This window comes from Nocardioides sp. Soil777, assembly GCF_001428425.1.
Taxonomy (GTDB): domain Bacteria; phylum Actinomycetota; class Actinomycetes; order Propionibacteriales; family Nocardioidaceae; genus Nocardioides; species Nocardioides terrigena.
Genome location: NZ_LMSN01000019.1, coordinates 224,572 through 242,322 on the forward strand (window position 1 = coordinate 224,572; position 17,751 = coordinate 242,322).

Genomic DNA, 17,751 nt, shown 5'->3' on the forward strand with positions numbered 1-17,751 from the left:
GAGGGCGTACGACGCCTCGACCGCCGCACGGCAGGCGTGCGGCGGGAGGCGGAAGGTCAGGTCAGGCGGCGAGGAGGGCCGGCGGACCGCGACGTACGACGCTGCCGTGGACGCGGTCGAGCGCGGTGCGGTGCAGCGGGTGGAGGTGGACGACGGCGGGACGGAGCCGCCGGGCGGGGGTCAGCGGGAGGAGGACCACCAGCGGTGCCAGCACCGCGCGCACGGCCAGGGCGAGCAGGGCCCACACGGCCCGCTCCCCCACGGCCAGCCACAGGCCGACGAGGACCCCGGCGGAGGCGTGGGCGAGGAACATGGGTGCGTGGTCGAGCAGGGACGCCGGGTCCGGGACCGTCAGCCCGGTGGCGACGGGTGCCGCGACGGTCGCCTCGTAGTGGTCCTGGAGCGAGCCGACCCGGCCTCCGGAGCCGGTCGGGAGCGAGCCGGGCAGCGGTGCGGGGCGGTACGACGCCGCACTGTCGCCGCCTGCGTGGCCCTCTCCGTGGCCTGCCGTGAGGCTCAGCGCGCCGTGGACCAGCGTCTGGCCGCCCACCACGAGGCCGACGAGCAGGCGCGTCGACGCCGGCCGGGAGAGGAAGGCGGCCGCGAGCGTCGTCCCGGTCGCGAGCAGCAGCACGAGGGCGGGGACGCCGGGCAGCATCCCGCCCGCCGTCACGTGCCCGAGGGCCCCGACGAGGAAGGTGGAGGCGGTCAGCACCGCCGCGCGACCCCACAGCAGCAGGGGGTCGGGACGGCCGGGCACGGTCGCCATCCTCCCATCCGGGCCCGTCGGCGGCGCGCGACCCCGGACCGCGGGCTCGGGATCAGCCGCCGTTCACGTGGTCGTCACCGGACGGCCAGACGACCTCGCTTGGCTCCTGGGCAGCAGCCACCACCCACCACGCGACTCTCCAGGAGTGCTCGATGACCCTCAGCCCCGTCCGACCCGACGGCCACCGCGCCCTGTTGCCCATGGCCGGGCGCACGCACGGCAACCGCAGCGCCGTCACCTGTCACCTGCGCTGCGGCGACGCGTGCTTCAAGGACGTCCCCAACACCACCGAGACCGGCTACTTCCGCGACGTGGCCGCGACCGCACTGTCGCGGCGTACGGTCCTCGGCGCCGCGGCCGTCGGTGCCGCCACCGTCGCCTTCGCCCCGCAGACCTCGGGGCGCGCCACCGCCGCCCCGCTCGTCACCGCCCCCGGCAAGGCTCCGCGCCCGACCGGGCTCGCGTTCGACGCCATCGGCCCGGTCGCCCCCACCGTCGACGACGTGACCGTGCCGGGCGGCTACCGCTGGGACCCGATCATCCGCTGGGGCGACCCGGTGACGGCGAGCGCGCCCGAGTTCGACCAGGACGCCCAGACCCACCAGGCGCAGGCCCAGCAGTTCGGCTACAACTGCGACTACCTCGACATCATCGTGACCGACCGCAAGGGCACCCGCGCGCTGCTGGTGGCCAACCACGAGTACACCAACGAGGGCATCATGTTCCCGCCGACCATGTCGGCGGAGGAGAAGGTCCGCACCGCGTGGGCCGCGCACGGCATGTCGGTCGTCGAGCTGCGTCGCCGCCACGCGGGTGAGCCGTGGCGCTACGAGCGCACCGGTCGCCTCAACCGCCGGATCACCCTCGACACCGTCTTCACCGTCGACGGCCCGGCCGCCGGCTCGCCGCTGCTGCGGACCGCGGAGGACCCGTCCGGCACCCGCGTCCGCGGCACCATGAACAACTGCGCCGGCGGCACGACGCCGTGGGGCACCGTGCTGTCGGGCGAGGAGAACTTCAACCAGTACTTCCTCGCCGCCGGCACCTCGGCCGAGGAGAAGCGCTACGGGCTGGGGGCGCAGGACGCCCGCGGCTGGCGCACCGTGGACGAGCGCTGGGACGCGACGAAGAACCCGAACGAGCCCAACCGCTTCGGCTGGATCGTCGAGGTCGACCCCGAGGACCCGCGCTCGACCCCGGTCAAGCACACCGCGATGGGCCGCTTCAAGCACGAGGGCGCCAACGTGATCGTCAACCGCGACGGCAAGGTCGTGGCCTACATGGGCGACGACGAGCGCTTCGACTACGTCTACCGCTTCGTCTCCCGCGACACCTACCGCCCCGGCGGGTCCAAGCGGGACCGCGCCCACAACAAGACCCTGCTGTCGCACGGCGACCTGTCGGTGGCCCGCTTCACCGGCGACGGCCTCGAGGACGGCGTGAGCGACGGCACCGGCGAGTGGCTGCCGCTCACCGTCGACGGCGAGTCCGTCGTGCCCGGCATGACCACCGAGCAGGTGCTCGTCTACACGCGCCTGGCCGCCGACACGGTCCAGCCCACCAAGATGGACCGGCCGGAGGACGTCGAGCCCAACTACGTCAACGGGTTCGTCTACGTCGCGTGCACCAACAACACCGACCGCGGCAAAGTCGGCAAGGAGGGCCCGACCGAGCCCAACCCGCGCAACGCCAACAAGGACGGCCACGTCGTCGAGATGATGCCGACCGGTGGTGACCACACGGCGCCGGCCTTCGCCTGGAACCTCTTCCTGATCTGCGGCGACGAGGCCTCCGCGGGCCGCTACTTCGGCGGGTACACGGGGCCCGTGTCGCCGATCTCCTGCCCCGACAACGTCGCCTTCGACTCGGTCGGCAACCTCTGGGTCTCCACCGACGGCCAGCCGAGCGCGATCAAGAAGTCCGACGGGCTCTTCAAGGTGCCGGTCGCCGGGCCCGAGCGCGGTCGGGTGCAGCAGTTCCTCGCCGTCCCGACCGGGGCCGAGACCTGTGGGCCGGTGATCCACGACCGCGACGCCTCGGTCTTCGTGGCCGTGCAGCACCCGGGCGAGGACGGCTCCTGGGAGGCCCAGCAGTCCTACTTCCCCGACTTCGTGGGCGCCGGCGGCACCCCGCGTCGCGGCCAGTTCGCCGGACCGCGCCCGACGGTCGTGCAGGTCACCCGCCGCTGACGCGGTCCTCCGACGGCACCGACGGTCGCGCTGGGCCCACGCTCACACGCTGAGCAGCACGAGTGAGCCCAGCGCGACCAGCCAGCTGATGAAGCTGCCGACGAGGAAGTACTCCGTCAGCTGGTGGATCCGCTCCTGCTCGCCCCGCGAGGACAGCTCGGGGAAGCGCAGCAGCCCCTTCGCCGCGACGACGATGGACGCGGCCGTGATCTGGCCGGCCAGCGCGAGGGCCAGGATGAAGACGCGCTCCATGGGACCGAGCAGACGCCCGCCCTTGAGGCGTACGACGGAGGGGTCGGCCTCGATCGAGCCGTGCTCGTCGGGGTCGGCCGTGCCGGTCGCCGCGAGCACGAGGCGGACGATGACGTTGCCGGTGCTGAGCTGCACGAGGAAGGCGCCGACGAGGAGCAGCGCCCGGTCGGGGTCGAGCGCCGCGAGGGCCGGCAGCCCGCTGCCCTCGAGCCATGCACCCCACGCTCCGCCCGCCTCTCCGGCAGCACCGGAGAACAGCACAGCAGACCCGAGCCCGCCACCGAGGACGAGCAGGGGCACCCACACCGGGATGCGGTGGGCGAAGCCGTGGGTCACGGTCTGGCCCCAGGCGATCACGAGGCCAGCGATGACAACGAGCGCGAGCACGTCCAGCGGCTCGGTCAGACCGGCCAGCAGCCCCACCAGGACCGCCACGACGGCTCCGGTGGCCTCGGGCACGATCCGCACCGGCCGCACCGAGTGCGTCAGGTCGGCCGCGGCCCACCCGATCAGCAGGACCGCGATCCAGCTCATGGCATCCCCCTCGTCAGGTCGTGGGCGGCGATGATCGCCGCGAGTCCGTCGGCGCGCACCCGTTGGGAGACCGCGGACGGGCTGATCCCGAGCGCCTCGGCCAGGTCGCGCTGTGACTCTCCGACCAGCAGACCACGCAGCACCGACAACGACCGGTCCGACAAGCCGCCGACCAGGTGGTCGCGCAGCACCAGGGCCGCGTTGACCGCCGCCTCCTCGCTGCCCGGGACCTCGGCGTCGTGGGCGGCGACGTACGCCGTGCGCAGCGAGCGCTCCCCCGGCCGCCGCTCGGCCTCCTCGACCCGCCCGATCGCGGTCCGGGCCGCCCACCAGCCGGGGCCGTCCTCGACGCGCGGGTCCTCGCTGAGCACCTCGATGCTCCCGCGGCCGATCCCGTGCCGGACATCGGCACCGGGCAGCATGGCCAGCCGCACCATGAGCGAGGCGTGCAGCGCGTCGCCGAGGGAGGCGAAGACGCCCTGGTACTCGTCGCCGACCTGCATGCGGACCGGGGTCGGCGGCCGCAGCTCGGCGTTGACCCGCTCGAGCACGGCGGCGAAGGTCTCGTGCAGCGCCCTGCGGTCGGTGCTGCCCCGCGACCCGATCAGGTCACCGATGAGCGTCGTCGCTGTCATGGCTTCACCTCGCTGAAAAGAAGATTATCACTTCATTCGCGAATGAGTGAAGTGATGCGCTTCATCAGGGGTGTGCGCTCACTCCCAGAAGACCTTCTCGACGACCGCGTGCGCCCGCCGGGTGGTCCGCAGGTAGTCGTTGACCATCAGGTCGGACGTGCCGGGCGCGTAGCCGAGCACCGCGGCCACCGCGGCCCGCTCGCGGGCGTCGCGGGGCAGCTGCTCGGCGGGCTTGCCACGGACCAGCGTCACGGCGTTGCGCACCCGGCTCACCAGCCGCCACGACGCGGCCAGGGTGTCGGCGTCCTCGCGGTCGACGATCCCGGCCCCGACGGCCGCCTCGAGGGCCTCGAGGGTCTGCGGCGTCCGCAGTCCCTCGACCCGCCCGGCGTGCCGCATCTGGAGCAGCTGCACCGTCCACTCGACGTCCGCGAGCCCGCCGCGACCGAGCTTGAGGTGGGTGTGCGGGTCGGCCCCCCGCGGCAGCCGCTCGTCGTCGACGCGCGCCTTGATGCGGCGCACCTCGACGATGTCGTCCTCGCTGATGCCGTCCTCGGGGAAGCGCAGCGGGTCGATGAGCGCGGTGAACCTCGCGCGCACGCCCTCGTCCCCCACCACCGCGTCGGCGCGCAGCAGGGCCTGGAACTCCCACACGTGCGACCACTTGGAGTAGTACGCGGCGTACGACTCGACGGTGCGCACCAGCGGCCCCTGCTTGCCCTCCGGGCGCAGGTCCGCGTCCACCTCCAGCGGTGGGTCGGTGGCCGGCATCGACAACAGGCGGCGCAGCTCCCCGACGACGGCCTGGGCGTACGACGCCGCGACCTGCGGCTCCACGCCGGGCACCGGCTCGTGCACGAACATCACGTCGGCGTCGCTGCCGTACGACAGCTCGAAGCCGCCGTACCGGCCCATGGCGACGACGGCCATCCGGGTCGGCGCGGCGTCCAGCGACCGCTGCCGGCGGACCGCCTCCATGGCCACCCGGAGGGTGGCCTCGAGGGTCGCGTCGGTCAGCCGCGAGAGCCCCTTGCCGACCTCGGCGACGTCGATCTCCTCGAAGAGCTCGCCGCACGCGATCCGGAACAGCTCCCGGCGGCGTACGGCGCGCACCGCCCGCGCCGCGGCCTCGGGCTCGTCGTGCCGCCCGGCGATGGCGAGCATCTCGGTGGTGAGCACCTCGGCGGACAGCGGCGCCACCGACTCCCCCAGCATCCGCACGCCCTGGGGCTCGCGCTCGAGCAGGTCGGTGGCGTAGCGGGAGGTGCCGAGGACGACGGCGAGCCGCTGGGCGACCTGTCCCTCGTCGCGGAGCATCTTGAGGTACCACGGCGTGGTGCCGAGGCTCTCGCTGATCCGGCGGAAGCCGAAGAGGCCGGCGTCGGGGTCGGGGGCGTCGGCGAACCACTCGAGCATGACCGGCAGCAGCGTGCGCTGGATGTCGGAGGTCCGCGAGACCCCGCTGGTGAGCACCTCGAGGTGCCGCAGCGCGGCACGCGGGTCGAGGTAGCCGAGCGCGGCCAGCCGCTCCTGGGCGGCGTCCAGCGACAGCCGGGCGTCCTCGCCGGGGAGCTTGGCGACGGCCGCGAGCAGCGGGCGGTAGAAGAGCTTCTCGTGCAGCCGGCGCACCTCGCGGCGGTGGTAGCGCCACTGCTTGTCGAGCTGGACGACGGGCTCGGAGTAGAGGCCCACCGAGCGCCCCAGCCGGCGCAGCGACCCCTCGTCGTCGGGCACGACGTGCGTGCGCCGCAGCTGGTACAGCTGGATGCGGTGCTCCAGGGTGCGCAGGAACGCGTAGGCCTCGTGCAACGCCTCCCCGTCCTCGCGCCCGACGTAGCCGCCGGCGGTGAGCTGGGCCAGCGCGCTGAGGGTGGCCCCCGAGCGCAGCGTCTCGTCGGCGCGACCGTGCACGAGCTGGAGCAGCTGGACGGCGAACTCGACGTCGCGCAGCCCGCCCGACCCGAGCTTGAGCTGCCGCCGGGCCTCGTGGGCGGGGATGTGGTCCACGACGCGGCGGCGCATGGCCTGCACGTCGGCGACGAAGCCGTCGCGCTCGGCCGCCGTCCAGACCATCGGCGCGATCATCTCGACGTACGCCGTCCCCAGCGCGAGGTCCCCGGCCACCGGACGGGCCTTGAGCAGCGCCTGGAACTCCCAGGTCTTGGCCCACTTCTCGTAGTAGCCGCGGTGGCTGGCCAGGGTCCGCACCAGCGGCCCGGACGAACCCTCGGGCCGGAGGTTGGCGTCGACGGGCCAGATCGTGCCCTCGGCGGTGTGGTCGGAGCAGACCTGCATCAGGTGGGAGGCGAGCTGGGTGGCCGCGCGGAGCGCCTGCGACTCGTCGGCCCCGTCGACCGGCTCGAAGACGTAGATCACGTCCACGTCGGAGACGTAGTTGAGCTCGTGGCCGCCGCACTTGCCCATCGCGACGACGGCGAGCCGGGTGGTGGCCGCGAGCTCGCCCACGCGGGCCCGGGCCACGGCCAGCGCGGCGTCGAGGGTGCCGGCGGCCAGGTCGGCGATCTCGGCCGCCGCGTCGTCGACGGAGAGGTGGTGGGCCAGGTCCCGCGAGGCCAGGCGCAGCAGGATCCGGCGGTACTCCACGCGCAGCGCGTCGACCGCCTGCCCGTCCGGCAGGCCGGCGACGGGCGCCGGGTCGTGCGGGTCGGCGCCGACGGCCCGCAGCAGCGCCTCGCGGACGGCGTACGCCGCGGCGCGGGTGGTGCCCAGCGTCGGGTCGGTGAGCTCATGCCAGTGCTCGGGGTGGCGGGCGAGGTGCGTCGACAGGGCGGCACTGGCGCCGAGGACCGCGCACAGCCGCATCGCGGTGCCCTCGTCGTCGGCGACCTCGGCCAGCATCGCCTCCCGGTCCTCGACCTCGTCGGCCAGCCGCAGCAGCCCGGCGAGGGAGGCGTCGGGGTCGGCGCTGGCCGCCAGGTGCGTGCGCAGCGCGATCCCGGCGGCGCCCAGCCGCTCGATCCCGGCCAGCGCGGCCGCGCCGTCCTGGAAGCCGAGGCGGACCAGCTGCCCGGAGGTGGTCATCGCACCTCCCCCGCGATCGCGGCGAAGCGGTGCGCCAGCGGCCGCCACGCGGCGTCCAGCTCGGCGCGGGCGGCGTCGACCTCCGCGAGGACGGCGTCCTGGTCGAGGCCGCGCTCGAGGTGGTCGGCGCGGTCGCTCTCGGCCCACGCCTGCACGATCGCCCCGTCCGCCTCGGGGTGGAGCTGCACCCCCCAGACGCCGGGCGCGAAGCGGGCCACCTGGAGCTCGCCGGCCGCCGACTCGGCGAGCACGACGGTGCCGTCGGGGACCCGGGTGACGACGTCGTTGTTCCACTGGATGCCCCGCGTCCCGGTGAGGCCGGACGTGAGCGGGTCGTCCGCACGCGCCGGGGTCCAGCCTGTCGCCAGGACCCCGACGGCCTGGCCGAGCGAGTTTCGCCGCACCTCGCCGCCGAGGGCCACCGCGATCACCTGGTGGCCCAGGCAGATCCCGAGCGTCGGCAGGCCGTCGGCGGCCGCCTCCCGGACGAGGTCCTTGAGCGGGGCGAGCCAGGGCACCGTGGCGTCGTCGTTGGCGCCCATCTCGCCGCCCAGCACGACCAGCCCGTCGTACGACGCGAGCGCAGGCAGGGCGTCGCCGGCCCACGGCCGGCACACGTCGAGGACGGCACCGGCCTCCTCGAGCCACCCGCCGACGAGCGCGGGCGGGCAGGAGGCCTGGTGCTCGACGACGAGCAGGCGCGGGTTCACCACATCAGTCTCCACAGCAGGGCGTCGCGGGACAGCACGGCCGCGGCCACGCCCGTCCCGACGACCACGGACAGCGCCGCCGTGCTCCACCAGCGGCGGAGGAGAGCGACGGCGCCGGCCAGGAGGCCGGCACCGAGCAGCAGGTGGGGCAGGGTCGCCCACGCGGACTCCGCCTCCACGTGCCGGTCGAGCAGGGGTTCGGCGAGCATCCAGGAGACGGCCCAGGTGAGGGCGAGCGCGGCCCCCGCGAGCAGCACCAGCAGGACCGGGGCCGCGGTCCACCACGCGTCCGGCAGCCGGTGGCCGACCGCCCCGACCAGGACCAGGGTCGCCCCACCGACGAGCGCCGCCCACATCGGACCCGTCTCCGAGGGCCACCAGTACCACTGCTGGTACTCCAGTCCACGCCAGGCGAGGACGGCGACGGCTGTTCCGACGAGCACCAGGCCCGCCGTGGCGAGGAGCCGCGCAGTGCGCGACGGCTCGGCTCCCGACCCGGTCCCGAGCACCGCACCCAGCAGGGCCAGCGACGCCGCTGCGCCGAGGACCCAGGGCTGCCACGGGCCGGCGTCCGGTATCCCGGTCACGACGACGGCGGCGGCGCCGAGGCCCAGGGCGCTCACCACCAAGCACCCCCGGGTCACGTCGGGCCGCCGTCCCCAGCACGCCACGCCCACGACGAACGGGAGCACGAGGCCGGCGAGCACCGGCACCGCGGCGATCGCCCCGTCCGTGGCGGTGACCTGGTCGACCTGGCGCGACGCGCTCGGCATCAGCTCCAGCGCCTCCGGCGTGGCCATGGCGAAGAGCGACCCCACCACGCCGGCCGACCACAGGCCGAGCCAGGCCGGCCAACCGCGTACCCCCACGCTCACAGCACCGGCAGCATCATGTCCCGCTCGTAGGCGGAGACCTGGGTGCGGTACTCCTCCCACTCCGCACGCTTGTTGCGCAGGAAGAAGTCGTAGACGTGCTCGCCGAGGGTCTCGGCCAGCAGCTCGGAGTCCTCGGCGATGCCGATCGCGTCGTACAGGCTCTTGGGGAGCGGCTGGATGCCCAGCGCCTTGCGCTCGCGCTCGGTGAGCGACCAGACGTCGTCCTCGGCCTCGCGGGGCAGCTCGTAGCCCTCCTCGATGCCCTTCATGCCGGCCGCCAGGGTGACCGCGAAGGCGAGGTAGGGGTTGCAGGCCGCGTCGATGGTGCGCAGCTCGATGCGGGTCGACTGGCCCTTGTTGGGCTTGTACATCGGCACCCGGATCATCGCGGAGCGGTTGTTGTGGCCCCAGCAGATGTACGACGGCGCCTCACCGCCGCCGAGCAGCCGCTTGTAGGAGTTGACCCACTGGTTGGTGACGCAGCTGATCTCGTTGGCGTGGCGCAGGATGCCGGCGATGAACTGGCGCCCGGTCCGGGACAGCTGGTACTCCGCGCCGGCCTCGAAGAACGCGTTGCGGTCGCCCTCGAAGAGGCTGACGTGCGTGTGCATGCCCGACCCCGGGTGGGTGGTGAAGGGCTTGGGCATGAAGGACGCCCAGATGCCCTGGCTCAGCGCCACCTCACGCACCACGGTCCGGAAGGTCATGATGTTGTCGGCGGTGCTCAGCGCGTCGGCGTACCGCAGGTCGATCTCCTGCTGGCCGGGACCGCCCTCGTGGTGGCTGAACTCGACCGAGATGCCCATCGCCTCGAGCATCGAGATCGCCTCGCGGCGGAAGTCCGAGCCCCGCGACTGCGCGGTGTGGTCGAAGTAGCCGCTGCGGTCGACCGGGATCGGGTCCGCGCCGGCGACCGGGGAGTCCTTGAAGAGGTAGAACTCGATCTCGGGGTGCGTGTAGAACGTGAACCCCTTGTCGGCCGCCACGCCCAGCGTGCGCTTGAGGACGTGGCGCGGGTCGGCGTACGACGGGCTGCCGTCGGGCATCGAGATGTCGCAGAACATCCGCGCCGTCGCCGGGCCGTCGCCCCCGCCGCGCCACGGCAGGATCTGGAACGTCGACGGGTCGGGCTTGGCGAGCATGTCGGCCTCGTAGACGCGGGCGAAGCCCTCGATGGCGGAGCCGTCGAAGCCGATGCCCTCGTCGAAGGCACCCTCGAGCTCGGCCGGCGCGACCGACACGGACTTGAGGAAGCCCAGCACGTCGGTGAACCACAGCCGGACGAACCGGACGTCACGCTCCTCGAGAGCGCGGAGTACGAAGTCTTCTTGCTTGCCCATGCGGGCAACTATGGCGCATCGGGCGAGTGCTACCCGACGGGGACCACCGGGCGCGCGAGCGGCGTGAACCCGCCGTCCCGGTCGGGGAGACCGACCGGAGGCGCGGGGACGGGACGGCAGCGGACGTCGGCGCGATCACCCGACCGGCGCTGGGGCAGCCGGCCGGTCGCGAGGTAGCGGGCGATGCGGTCGTCGACGCACGCGACGCCGCTGAGGCTGCCCGCGTGGGTGGAGCCCCTGACACCCTCGATCAGCACCGCGCCGGTGAAGCGGCGCCGCAGCTCGCGGGCGCCGGCGACCGGGGTGGCGCCGTCGAAGGTCTCGTTCACCAGCAGCGCCTTGCGGTCCGACGTGGCGATCTCGACCGCCGCGGCGGCCGGGGGTGCCGGCCACGTGCGGCAGGGCGCGTTGAGCCAGCCGTTGGGCCACGTCAGGAACGGGTGCCGACGGTCCTGGCGCTCGTTGTCGGCGAGCAGCGTGGACAGGTCGGTCGGCCACGGGGCGTCGGTGCAGATGGTCGCGAGGTACGTCGCGTAGCCGTTGTCGCTGCCGGCGGTCGCGGGGTTGGCCGAGACGTGGGCCCGGCGGGCCTGCCGGGCGGTGCCCCGGGTGGCGATCTCGGAGAGGGCCGACGCCACCTCCGGCCACAGGAACCTGGCGTAGCCGGCGCCCAGCGCGACGTCGGCGAGGTCGGCTGCCCCGACCCCGTTGACGGGCCTGCGGGCCAGCCGGCGCAGCAGCCGGTAGTAGGTCCTCTCCACGCGCGCCGCCGTGCGGCCGAGCCCGAGGTCCGCGTGCCCGCGGGCGGCCCAGCGCCAGAAGCCGCGCATCGACTTCTCGAAGGCGACGTTCTGCGCCGCGTTGGCGGCGTACCAGATGTCGCGGGGGTCGACGACGCCGTCGAGGACGAGCCTGTTGATCCGCTCGGGGTGCAGCGTGGCGTAGACCTGCGCGATGTAGGTGCCGTAGGAGAAGCCGTAGAAGCTCACCTCGTCGACGCCGAGGGCCTCGCGCAGCACCTCGAAGTCCGCCACCGTGTCGGTCGTCCTCATGTGCGGCAGCAGCGCGGCAGCGGCGGCGGTGCCGCAGTCGGCGGCGTACGCCTCGCTCCTCGACACCCAGGCGTCGACGATCGCCTCGGTCGAGGGCTCGTAGGGCGGGCGGGTGCCGATCTTGGTGATCCGGCGGTCGCAGGTGAGCGCCGGCCGGCTCTCGCCGACGCCGCGCGGGTCCATCCCGATCCAGTCGTAGGTGCGACCGACCCCGCGGGGCACGAACTGCCCGTAGCCCGCGAGGTGGGTGCCGCTACCGCCCGGGCCGCCGGGGTTGGTGAACATCACGCCGCGGTCCTTCGGGCCGCGGTGCCGGACCCGCGAGACCGCCAGCTCGATCGTGGGTCCGGTCGGGTCCGCGTGGTCCAGCGGGACGGTGAGCATGCCGCACCTCGCCCCGGACGCACGGAGGAAGCCGTCCCGGCAGCGTCCCCAGTCGATCGACGAGGCGGCGGCGGGTGCGCTCGCCGGTTGAATCCGGGCCGTCGTGGGCGCGGCCGTCGCGCCGGCTGCACCGAGCAGGGTGGCTCCCACGGCGAGCGCCACTCCGGCGGCCAGGATGCGTGCGGACATGAGGCTCCCCCGTCGACTCCGGGCACCGGTCGCGCCCTCCCGCATCGTGGCACCCGGTCCGACTCCCGGCCACCCCTCCGCTGGGGGCCTATTCGGCGAGCGTGCTGCGCTCGACCTCGCTTACCGCCGGCTCCCCGAGGTTGCAGAAGACCTCGATCTCGATCGAGCGGTCCCCCTTGGCGAAGACCGCGTCGATGTCGTCGTCGGGCTCCGTCTCGAAGCTGATGGTGCGCCAGCCCTGCGCCTCGTCGGGGCGCACGTCGAGACCGATCGCGAAGGCGCCCTGGCAGGCGACGTCGATCTCGCCGAACTCCTCGGTGAACGTCCGCTCGACCATCGGGGCGGCGGGGTCGGGGCTGGCCCGCCCCTCGCGCAGGTCGTTGCGGGCAGCCTGGTTGCCGAGCGGCCCGCGGTCGCTGAGCGTGGCTCCCACCCGGGTCACCGCGACGACGCCCACGGTCACGGCCACCGCGGCGACGACGATCCAGACGGCCACCAGGCCGGCCGGTCGCGCCCACGCCCGTCGACTGCTCACGCGTCCAGTGTGCCGCCCGCTAGGTTCGTGGCGTGGCGCAGGTGCTGATCATCGAGGACGACCCCCGCATCCGGCCCCTGCTCATGGCGTCGCTGGGCGAGCTGGGGTACGCCGTCGCGTCGGCGTCCACGGGCATGTCCGGGCTGTCGATGGCGGTCGACACCCGACCCGACCTGGTCATCCTCGACCTCGGTCTGCCCGACGTCGACGGGACCCAGGTGCTGGCCATGCTGCGGGCCGTGAGCGACGTGCCGGTTATCGTGGCCAGCGCCCGCGACGACGACCCGTCGCTGATCGGCTGCCTGGACGCCGGGGCCGACGACTACGTCGTGAAGCCCTACACGACCGCCCAGCTGGAGGCGCGGATCCGCGCGGTGATGCGGCGTACGTCGACGACCGGCGAGCGCCCCCGCGCCACCGTCGTGGGGGGCCTGAGCCTCGACGTGCTGGCCCGCACCGCCACCCTCGACGGCCGGCTGCTCGACCTGAGCCCCCGCGAGTTCGACCTGCTCGCCCGGCTGGCCGAGAGCGCCGGCGACGTGGTGAGCAAGAAGGAGCTGCTCGTCGACGTGTGGCACCAGGCGTGGGGCGGGTCGGACAAGACGGTGGACGTGCACCTGTCGTGGCTGCGGCGCAAGCTCGGCGAGTCCGCCGCGGAGCCGCGCTACCTCCACACCGTGCGCGGGGTCGGCGTACGCCTGTCCCCTCCCGGGACCTGACGTGCGGCGCAGCCTGATCCTCACCGTGGCCGCGGCCGTCGCGATGGTGCTGCTGGCGATGCTGGTGCCGATGGCGATCCTGCTGCGCGACTACGCGCTGGAGGACCGGCTGGCGAGCGCCGCGCTGGAGGTGCAGGCCACCGAGTCGGTGGTGTCCGGGGCGGGCGACGACGACGGCGACGTGTCGGTCTACCTCGAGCGGATCAACGCCGACTCGGTGACCCTCACGACGGTGCTCTACCCCGGCAACCGCCAGGACATCGGCCCGCAGCCGGGCGAGGACGACCGGGTGCTCCAGGCGCGCCAGACCGGGCAGGCCCGGGTCGACGACGTCGACGGCGGCGCGCAGATCCTGGTCCCCGTCTCGCTCGGCGGGTCCTCGGGGGGCGCCTCGACCACGCCGGTGATCCGGGTGTTCGTGCCCGAGCCGGGCCTGACGTCCGGCCCGACCACCCTGGCCTACCTCGTGCTGGCCGGACTGGGCCTGGTGCTGCTGCTGGGCGCCCTGCTCATCGCCGACCGGGTGGGGCGGTCGTTCGTCCAGCCGATCGGTGGGCTGGCGACCTGGGCGCAGACCCTGGGCGACCGTCGTACGCCGCCTCCCAGGGCCTCCGGACCGCGCGAGGTCCGCGACCTCGGCGAGGTCCTCCAGCGCCTCGTCGGCCGCATCGAGCTGTTGCTGGAGCGCGAGCGCGAGGCGGTCTCCGACCTCTCGCACCGCCTCCGTACGCCGATCACCGCGCTGCGCCTGCGCATCGAGGCGCTGCCGGCCGGCGAGGAGCGCGGGCGGCTGTCCGACGACCTCGACCGGCTTCAGGTGATGGTCGACCACGTGGTGAGCGAGGCCCGGCGCTCCGAGCGGGAGGGACTGGTCGCGGGCACGCCGGCGCTCGCGCTGCTGGCCGACCGGGCGGCGTTCTGGGCGCCGCTGGCCGAGGACCAGGGCCGCGACCTCACGGTGTCGGTGCCGGAGGGGCCGGAGGTCCCGGTGCACGCCAGCGAGCCCGACCTGGTGGCGCTGGTCGACGTGCTCCTCGACAACGTCTTCACCCACACCCCCGAGGGTGCGGGCGTCGCGGTGACGGTGGTCCGGCGCGACGGCGGCGGGCTGGTGCTCACCGTCGACGACGCCGGACCTGGCTTCCCGGCCGGCGTGGACGTCGTACGCCGCGGCGAGAGCGGTGCCGACTCCACGGGCCTGGGGCTCGCCATCGCGCAACAGACCGCCACCGAGTCCGGTGGCGGCCTGTCCGTGGGTGCGTCGCCGACGGGCGGCGGGCGGGTGACCGTGGAGCTGGGGCCACCCGCCTGAGCTCGTCCGGGTCAGCGGACGGTGACGCTCGACCCGCAGGTCGTGGTGCCGCCGACCTGCGTGGCCCGGAAGGCGAACTTGTCCTTGCCGGCCGTGTTGCGGCGCCAGGTGTCGACGTCGACGTCGCCCTCGTCGTCGGCGGTGCGGGTGACCGTGACGACGCGCTTGCCGTCGTGGCGCACGACGAAGGTCCAGCGCGAGTAGGGCGCGACGCCCTCGAGGCCTGCGTCGACCTCGAAGCCGGCCTGCCCGGCCCGTCGCTCGCGGTCCACGCTGAGCTCGTAGCGACCGGCGCCGCAGGTGCCGTTGCGGTCGACGTCGGCGTGGGCCGGTGCGATCGCGGCGAGGGTGAGGGGCGCGGCGAGCAGGGTCGCGGTCCCGGCCAGGGCCGTGAGGCGGGTGCTGTTCTTCATGGCGTTCTCCTGGGTGTGGGTGGGTCGGTCGGGGTGTGCTCAGGCGGCGGCGACGGTCGCCGTGCAGGTCTGGTCACCCTGGGTGGCGGTCGCGGTGATCTCGCCGGTCGCGTCCTGGGGCAGGTAGGCGTCCACGTCGATCTCGGCGTCCTCGTCGGTGGTGCGGGTGCCCTCCACGAGCGCCTCGCCGTCGTGCTCGATGCGGACCTCCCACGTCTGTCCGGGCTCGTTGGCCTGGACCTCGAAGGACACCTCGGTGGTGTTGTCCTCGCGGTCGGTCTCGAGGGTGTACGACGCCCCGTCGCACGAGCCGGCCTGGCGGGCGCCGTCGTCGCCGGACTGCCACCAGACGAGGCCGCCCACGACGGCGACGACGACGAGGGCCATGACGGTGGCGATGACGATCTTGGTGCGGTTCACTGCGGTCTCCTTCGATTGGTACGACAGGAAGGAGACTCGTCGAGGGGTCGCTAAGCGCGACCCATGTGACCGTTAAGGCGGGGTTAAGGCTGCCGGCCCTCGGGTCAGTGCGTGTCGGGGACGCGCTCGAGCTCGGCCAGCCAGGCCGCCGAGCTGGCGTCGCTGGGCATCCGCCAGTCGCCGCGGGGGCTCATCGTCCCGCCGGCGCTCACCTTGGGACCGTTGGGCAGCGCCGACCGCTTGAACTGGTTGGCGAAGAACCGTCGCACGAAGACCTCGAGCCAGTGCTTGACCGTGGGCAGGTCGTAGGCGACGTGCGTGTCCGCGGGGAAGCCGGGGGGCCATTCGCCCGTGGCGACGTCGCGCCACGCGTGCCAGGCGAGGAAGGCGATCTTGCTCGGCCGGTAGCCGCGTCGTACGACGTGGAAGAGCGTGAAGTCCTGCAGGTTGTAGGGACCGACCGAGTCCTCGGTGGCCTGCGGCTTGACGCCGTCCTCGACCGGGATGAGCTCGGGGGTGATCTCCTGGGTGAGGATCTCGCGGAGCACCTGGTTGGTGTCCTCGTCGAACTCCCCGTGCGAGATGACCCAGCGGATGAGGTGCTGCACGAGGGTCTTGGGCACGCCCGCGTTGACCGTGTAGTGCGACATCTGGTCGCCGACGCCGTAGGTGCACCACCCGAGCGCGAGCTCGCTGAGGTCGCCGGTGCCGACGACGATGCCGCCGCGGTGGTTGGCGAGGCGGAAGAGGTAGTCGTAGCGCAGCCCGGCCTGGACGTTCTCGAAGGTGACGTCGTAGACCTTCTCGCCGTCGGCGTAGGGGTGGCCGAGGTCCTCGAGCATCTGCTCGGCCGCCGGCCGGATGTCGATCTCCTCGAAGGTCACGCCCAGCGCGTTGCTCAGCCGGGTGGCGTAGGACTTGGTGGTCGCGCCGGTCGCGAAGCCGGGCATCGTGAAGGCGTGGATGTCGCTGCGCGGGCGGCCGAGCCGGTCCATCGCCTTGGCGGCGACGATCAGCGCGTGCGTCGAGTCGAGGCCACCGCTGACGCCGATGACGGCCTTGGGCGCACCGATCGCCACGATCCGCTGCTCGAGGCCGGAGACCTGGATGTTGTAGGCCTCGTAGCAGTCGAGCGCGAGCCGCTCGGGGTCGTCGGGCACGAACGGGAACCGGTCGACCTTGCGCCGCAGCCCGATGTCGCCGCTCGGCGGCTCGAGGTCGAACTCGACGATCCTGAACTCGGTCTCCCCCGCACCACGGCGGTTGTCGTCGAAGCTGCCCTGCCTCAGGCGCTCCTGCCGCAGCCGGTCGAGGTCGACGTCCGCCACGGTGTGCACCGCGCTCGCGGGGAAGCGCTCCCCCTCGGCGAGCAGGTCGCCGCACTCGTAGACCATCGTCTGGCCGTCCCAGCTGAGGTCCGTCGTCGACTCGCCCTGGCCGGCGGCGGCATAGAGGTACGCCGCGGCGCAGCGCGCGCTGGCGCTGCGGACCAGCAGGCGTCGCTCCTCGGCGCGACCCACGGTGATCGGGCTGCCGCTGAGGTTGGCCAGCACGGTCGCCCCGGCGAGCGCGGCCTCCGAGCTCGGCGGGATCGGGACCCACATGTCCTCGCAGATCTCGACGTGCAGGGCGAGGCCCTCGACGTCGGTGGCGCGGAAGACTAGGTCGGGGCCGAAGGGGACCTCGTCGTCGTTGACCTCGATGTACTCGCCGTGGGTGTCGTCGCCCGGCGCGAACCACCGGCGTTCGTAGAACTCGCGGTAGTTGGGCAGGTACGACTTCGGCGCGACGCCGAGGACCTCGCCGCGGTGGATGACCACGGCGCAGTTGTAGACGCGGTTGCCGCGGGCCAGCGGTGCACCGACCACGAGGACGGGCAGCAGCTCGACGCTCGCCGACACGATGGCGTCGATCGCGCGTCGTACGCCGTCCAGCAGGGTGTCCTGCAGGAACAGGTCGTCGATCGAGTAGCCGCTCAGCCCCAGCTCCGGGAACACCGCGACCGCCACGTGCTCCTCGTGCGCCCGCCGCGCCTCCGCGATCACCCGCTCGGCGTTGGCCGCCGGGTCCGCGATCGCGACCGGCACGGTGATGGCCGCGACCCGCGCGAAGCCCTGGTCGTAGGCGGAGAAGAAGTCCACGCGGTCACTCTAGGGCGGCCCCTCGGCCCGCCCGCCCCACCCGCCCTCTCGGTGGTTGAGGTGTGAGCGCAGACCGTGCGTTCGGTGGTTGAGGTGCGAGCGGAGCGAGCCTCGAAACCACGCCGTCCCTGGGTCCGTGAACGTCGTCGAAAGTCGTGTCCACCATCCGGTCAGAACGGGTCTTCGTGGCCTCTGATTGTCGGTGGTCCCTGATTGGCTTGGGTCATGTCATCGATCACC

The 17,751-nt window shown here is 73.5% G+C and carries 15 protein-coding genes; 3 read left to right on the forward strand and 12 right to left on the reverse strand.

Features of this window, described 5'->3' with window-relative positions; genetic code table 11:
- Nucleotides 1-61: 61 nt before the first annotated feature.
- Entirely contained in the window at nucleotides 62-760 is a 699-nt protein-coding gene (locus ASG88_RS19440; RefSeq protein WP_157559834.1) for a hypothetical protein, read from the reverse strand.
- Between the two features lie 161 nt (nucleotides 761-921).
- On the opposite strand from ASG88_RS19440, the gene ASG88_RS19445 reads away from it, so the two are divergent.
- Nucleotides 922-2,958, forward strand: coding sequence for a PhoX family protein (locus tag ASG88_RS19445; RefSeq protein ID WP_056889095.1), 2,037 nt, complete (start codon nucleotides 922-924; stop codon nucleotides 2,956-2,958).
- Between the two features lie 42 nt (nucleotides 2,959-3,000).
- On the opposite strand, the gene ASG88_RS19450 is transcribed toward ASG88_RS19445, so the two are convergent.
- The 8 genes from ASG88_RS19450 to ASG88_RS19485 form a co-directional block, all read right to left on the reverse strand.
- A complete protein-coding gene (locus ASG88_RS19450) occupies nucleotides 3,001-3,744 on the reverse strand; it encodes a hypothetical protein (protein ID WP_056889096.1) in 744 nt (247 codons plus the stop codon).
- Entirely contained in the window at nucleotides 3,741-4,379 is a 639-nt protein-coding gene (locus tag ASG88_RS19455) for a SatD family protein (RefSeq protein ID WP_056889097.1), read from the reverse strand. The genes ASG88_RS19450 and ASG88_RS19455 overlap by 4 nt, the downstream gene beginning before the upstream one ends.
- A 78-nt stretch (nucleotides 4,380-4,457) precedes the next feature.
- Nucleotides 4,458-7,421: a bifunctional [glutamine synthetase] adenylyltransferase/[glutamine synthetase]-adenylyl-L-tyrosine phosphorylase gene (locus tag ASG88_RS19460; protein ID WP_056889098.1), complete on the reverse strand. Its 2,964-nt coding sequence runs from the start codon at nucleotides 7,419-7,421 to the stop codon at nucleotides 4,458-4,460.
- Nucleotides 7,418-8,131, reverse strand: a complete 714-nt coding sequence (locus tag ASG88_RS19465; RefSeq protein ID WP_157559835.1) for a type 1 glutamine amidotransferase — start codon at nucleotides 8,129-8,131, stop codon at nucleotides 7,418-7,420. The genes ASG88_RS19460 and ASG88_RS19465 overlap by 4 nt, the downstream gene beginning before the upstream one ends.
- Nucleotides 8,128-9,000, reverse strand: coding sequence for a hypothetical protein (locus ASG88_RS19470; protein WP_056889100.1), 873 nt, complete (start codon nucleotides 8,998-9,000; stop codon nucleotides 8,128-8,130). The genes ASG88_RS19465 and ASG88_RS19470 overlap by 4 nt, the downstream gene beginning before the upstream one ends.
- Before the next feature lie 2 nt (nucleotides 9,001-9,002).
- The gene (glnA, locus tag ASG88_RS19475; RefSeq protein WP_056889101.1) at nucleotides 9,003-10,346 is read right to left on the reverse strand and encodes a type I glutamate--ammonia ligase; all 1,344 of its coding nucleotides are present in this window, start codon (nucleotides 10,344-10,346) and stop codon (nucleotides 9,003-9,005) included.
- 29 nt (nucleotides 10,347-10,375) lie between these two features.
- On the reverse strand, nucleotides 10,376-11,971 hold the full coding sequence (locus ASG88_RS19480; RefSeq protein WP_162259878.1) for an alpha/beta fold hydrolase: 1,596 nt from the start codon (nucleotides 11,969-11,971) through the stop codon (nucleotides 10,376-10,378).
- 88 nt (nucleotides 11,972-12,059) lie between these two features.
- Nucleotides 12,060-12,506, reverse strand: coding sequence for a hypothetical protein (locus ASG88_RS19485; protein ID WP_157559838.1), 447 nt, complete (start codon nucleotides 12,504-12,506; stop codon nucleotides 12,060-12,062).
- Nucleotides 12,507-12,538: 32 nt separating this feature from the next.
- Between ASG88_RS19485 and ASG88_RS19490 the strand changes: the two genes are divergently transcribed.
- The gene (locus ASG88_RS19490; RefSeq protein ID WP_056889103.1) at nucleotides 12,539-13,225 is read left to right on the forward strand and encodes a response regulator transcription factor; all 687 of its coding nucleotides are present in this window, start codon (nucleotides 12,539-12,541) and stop codon (nucleotides 13,223-13,225) included.
- Nucleotides 13,226-13,973: 748 nt separating this feature from the next.
- Nucleotides 13,974-14,537 carry a sensor histidine kinase gene (locus ASG88_RS24250; protein WP_414858650.1) on the forward strand — a complete coding sequence of 188 codons (564 nt, stop codon included), beginning with the start codon at nucleotides 13,974-13,976 and terminating at the stop codon, nucleotides 14,535-14,537.
- An 11-nt stretch (nucleotides 14,538-14,548) separates the two neighbouring features.
- On the opposite strand, the gene ASG88_RS19500 is transcribed toward ASG88_RS24250, so the two are convergent.
- From ASG88_RS19500 to ASG88_RS19510, 3 genes are all read right to left on the reverse strand, one after another.
- The gene (locus ASG88_RS19500) at nucleotides 14,549-14,950 is read right to left on the reverse strand and encodes a hypothetical protein (protein WP_056889105.1); all 402 of its coding nucleotides are present in this window, start codon (nucleotides 14,948-14,950) and stop codon (nucleotides 14,549-14,551) included.
- A gap of 39 nt (nucleotides 14,951-14,989) precedes the next feature.
- Nucleotides 14,990-15,370: a hypothetical protein gene (locus tag ASG88_RS19505; RefSeq protein ID WP_056889106.1), complete on the reverse strand. Its 381-nt coding sequence runs from the start codon at nucleotides 15,368-15,370 to the stop codon at nucleotides 14,990-14,992.
- Nucleotides 15,371-15,474: 104 nt separating this feature from the next.
- A complete protein-coding gene (locus tag ASG88_RS19510; protein WP_056889107.1) occupies nucleotides 15,475-17,511 on the reverse strand; it encodes an NAD(+) synthase in 2,037 nt (678 codons plus the stop codon).
- Nucleotides 17,512-17,751: the final 240 nt, after the last annotated feature.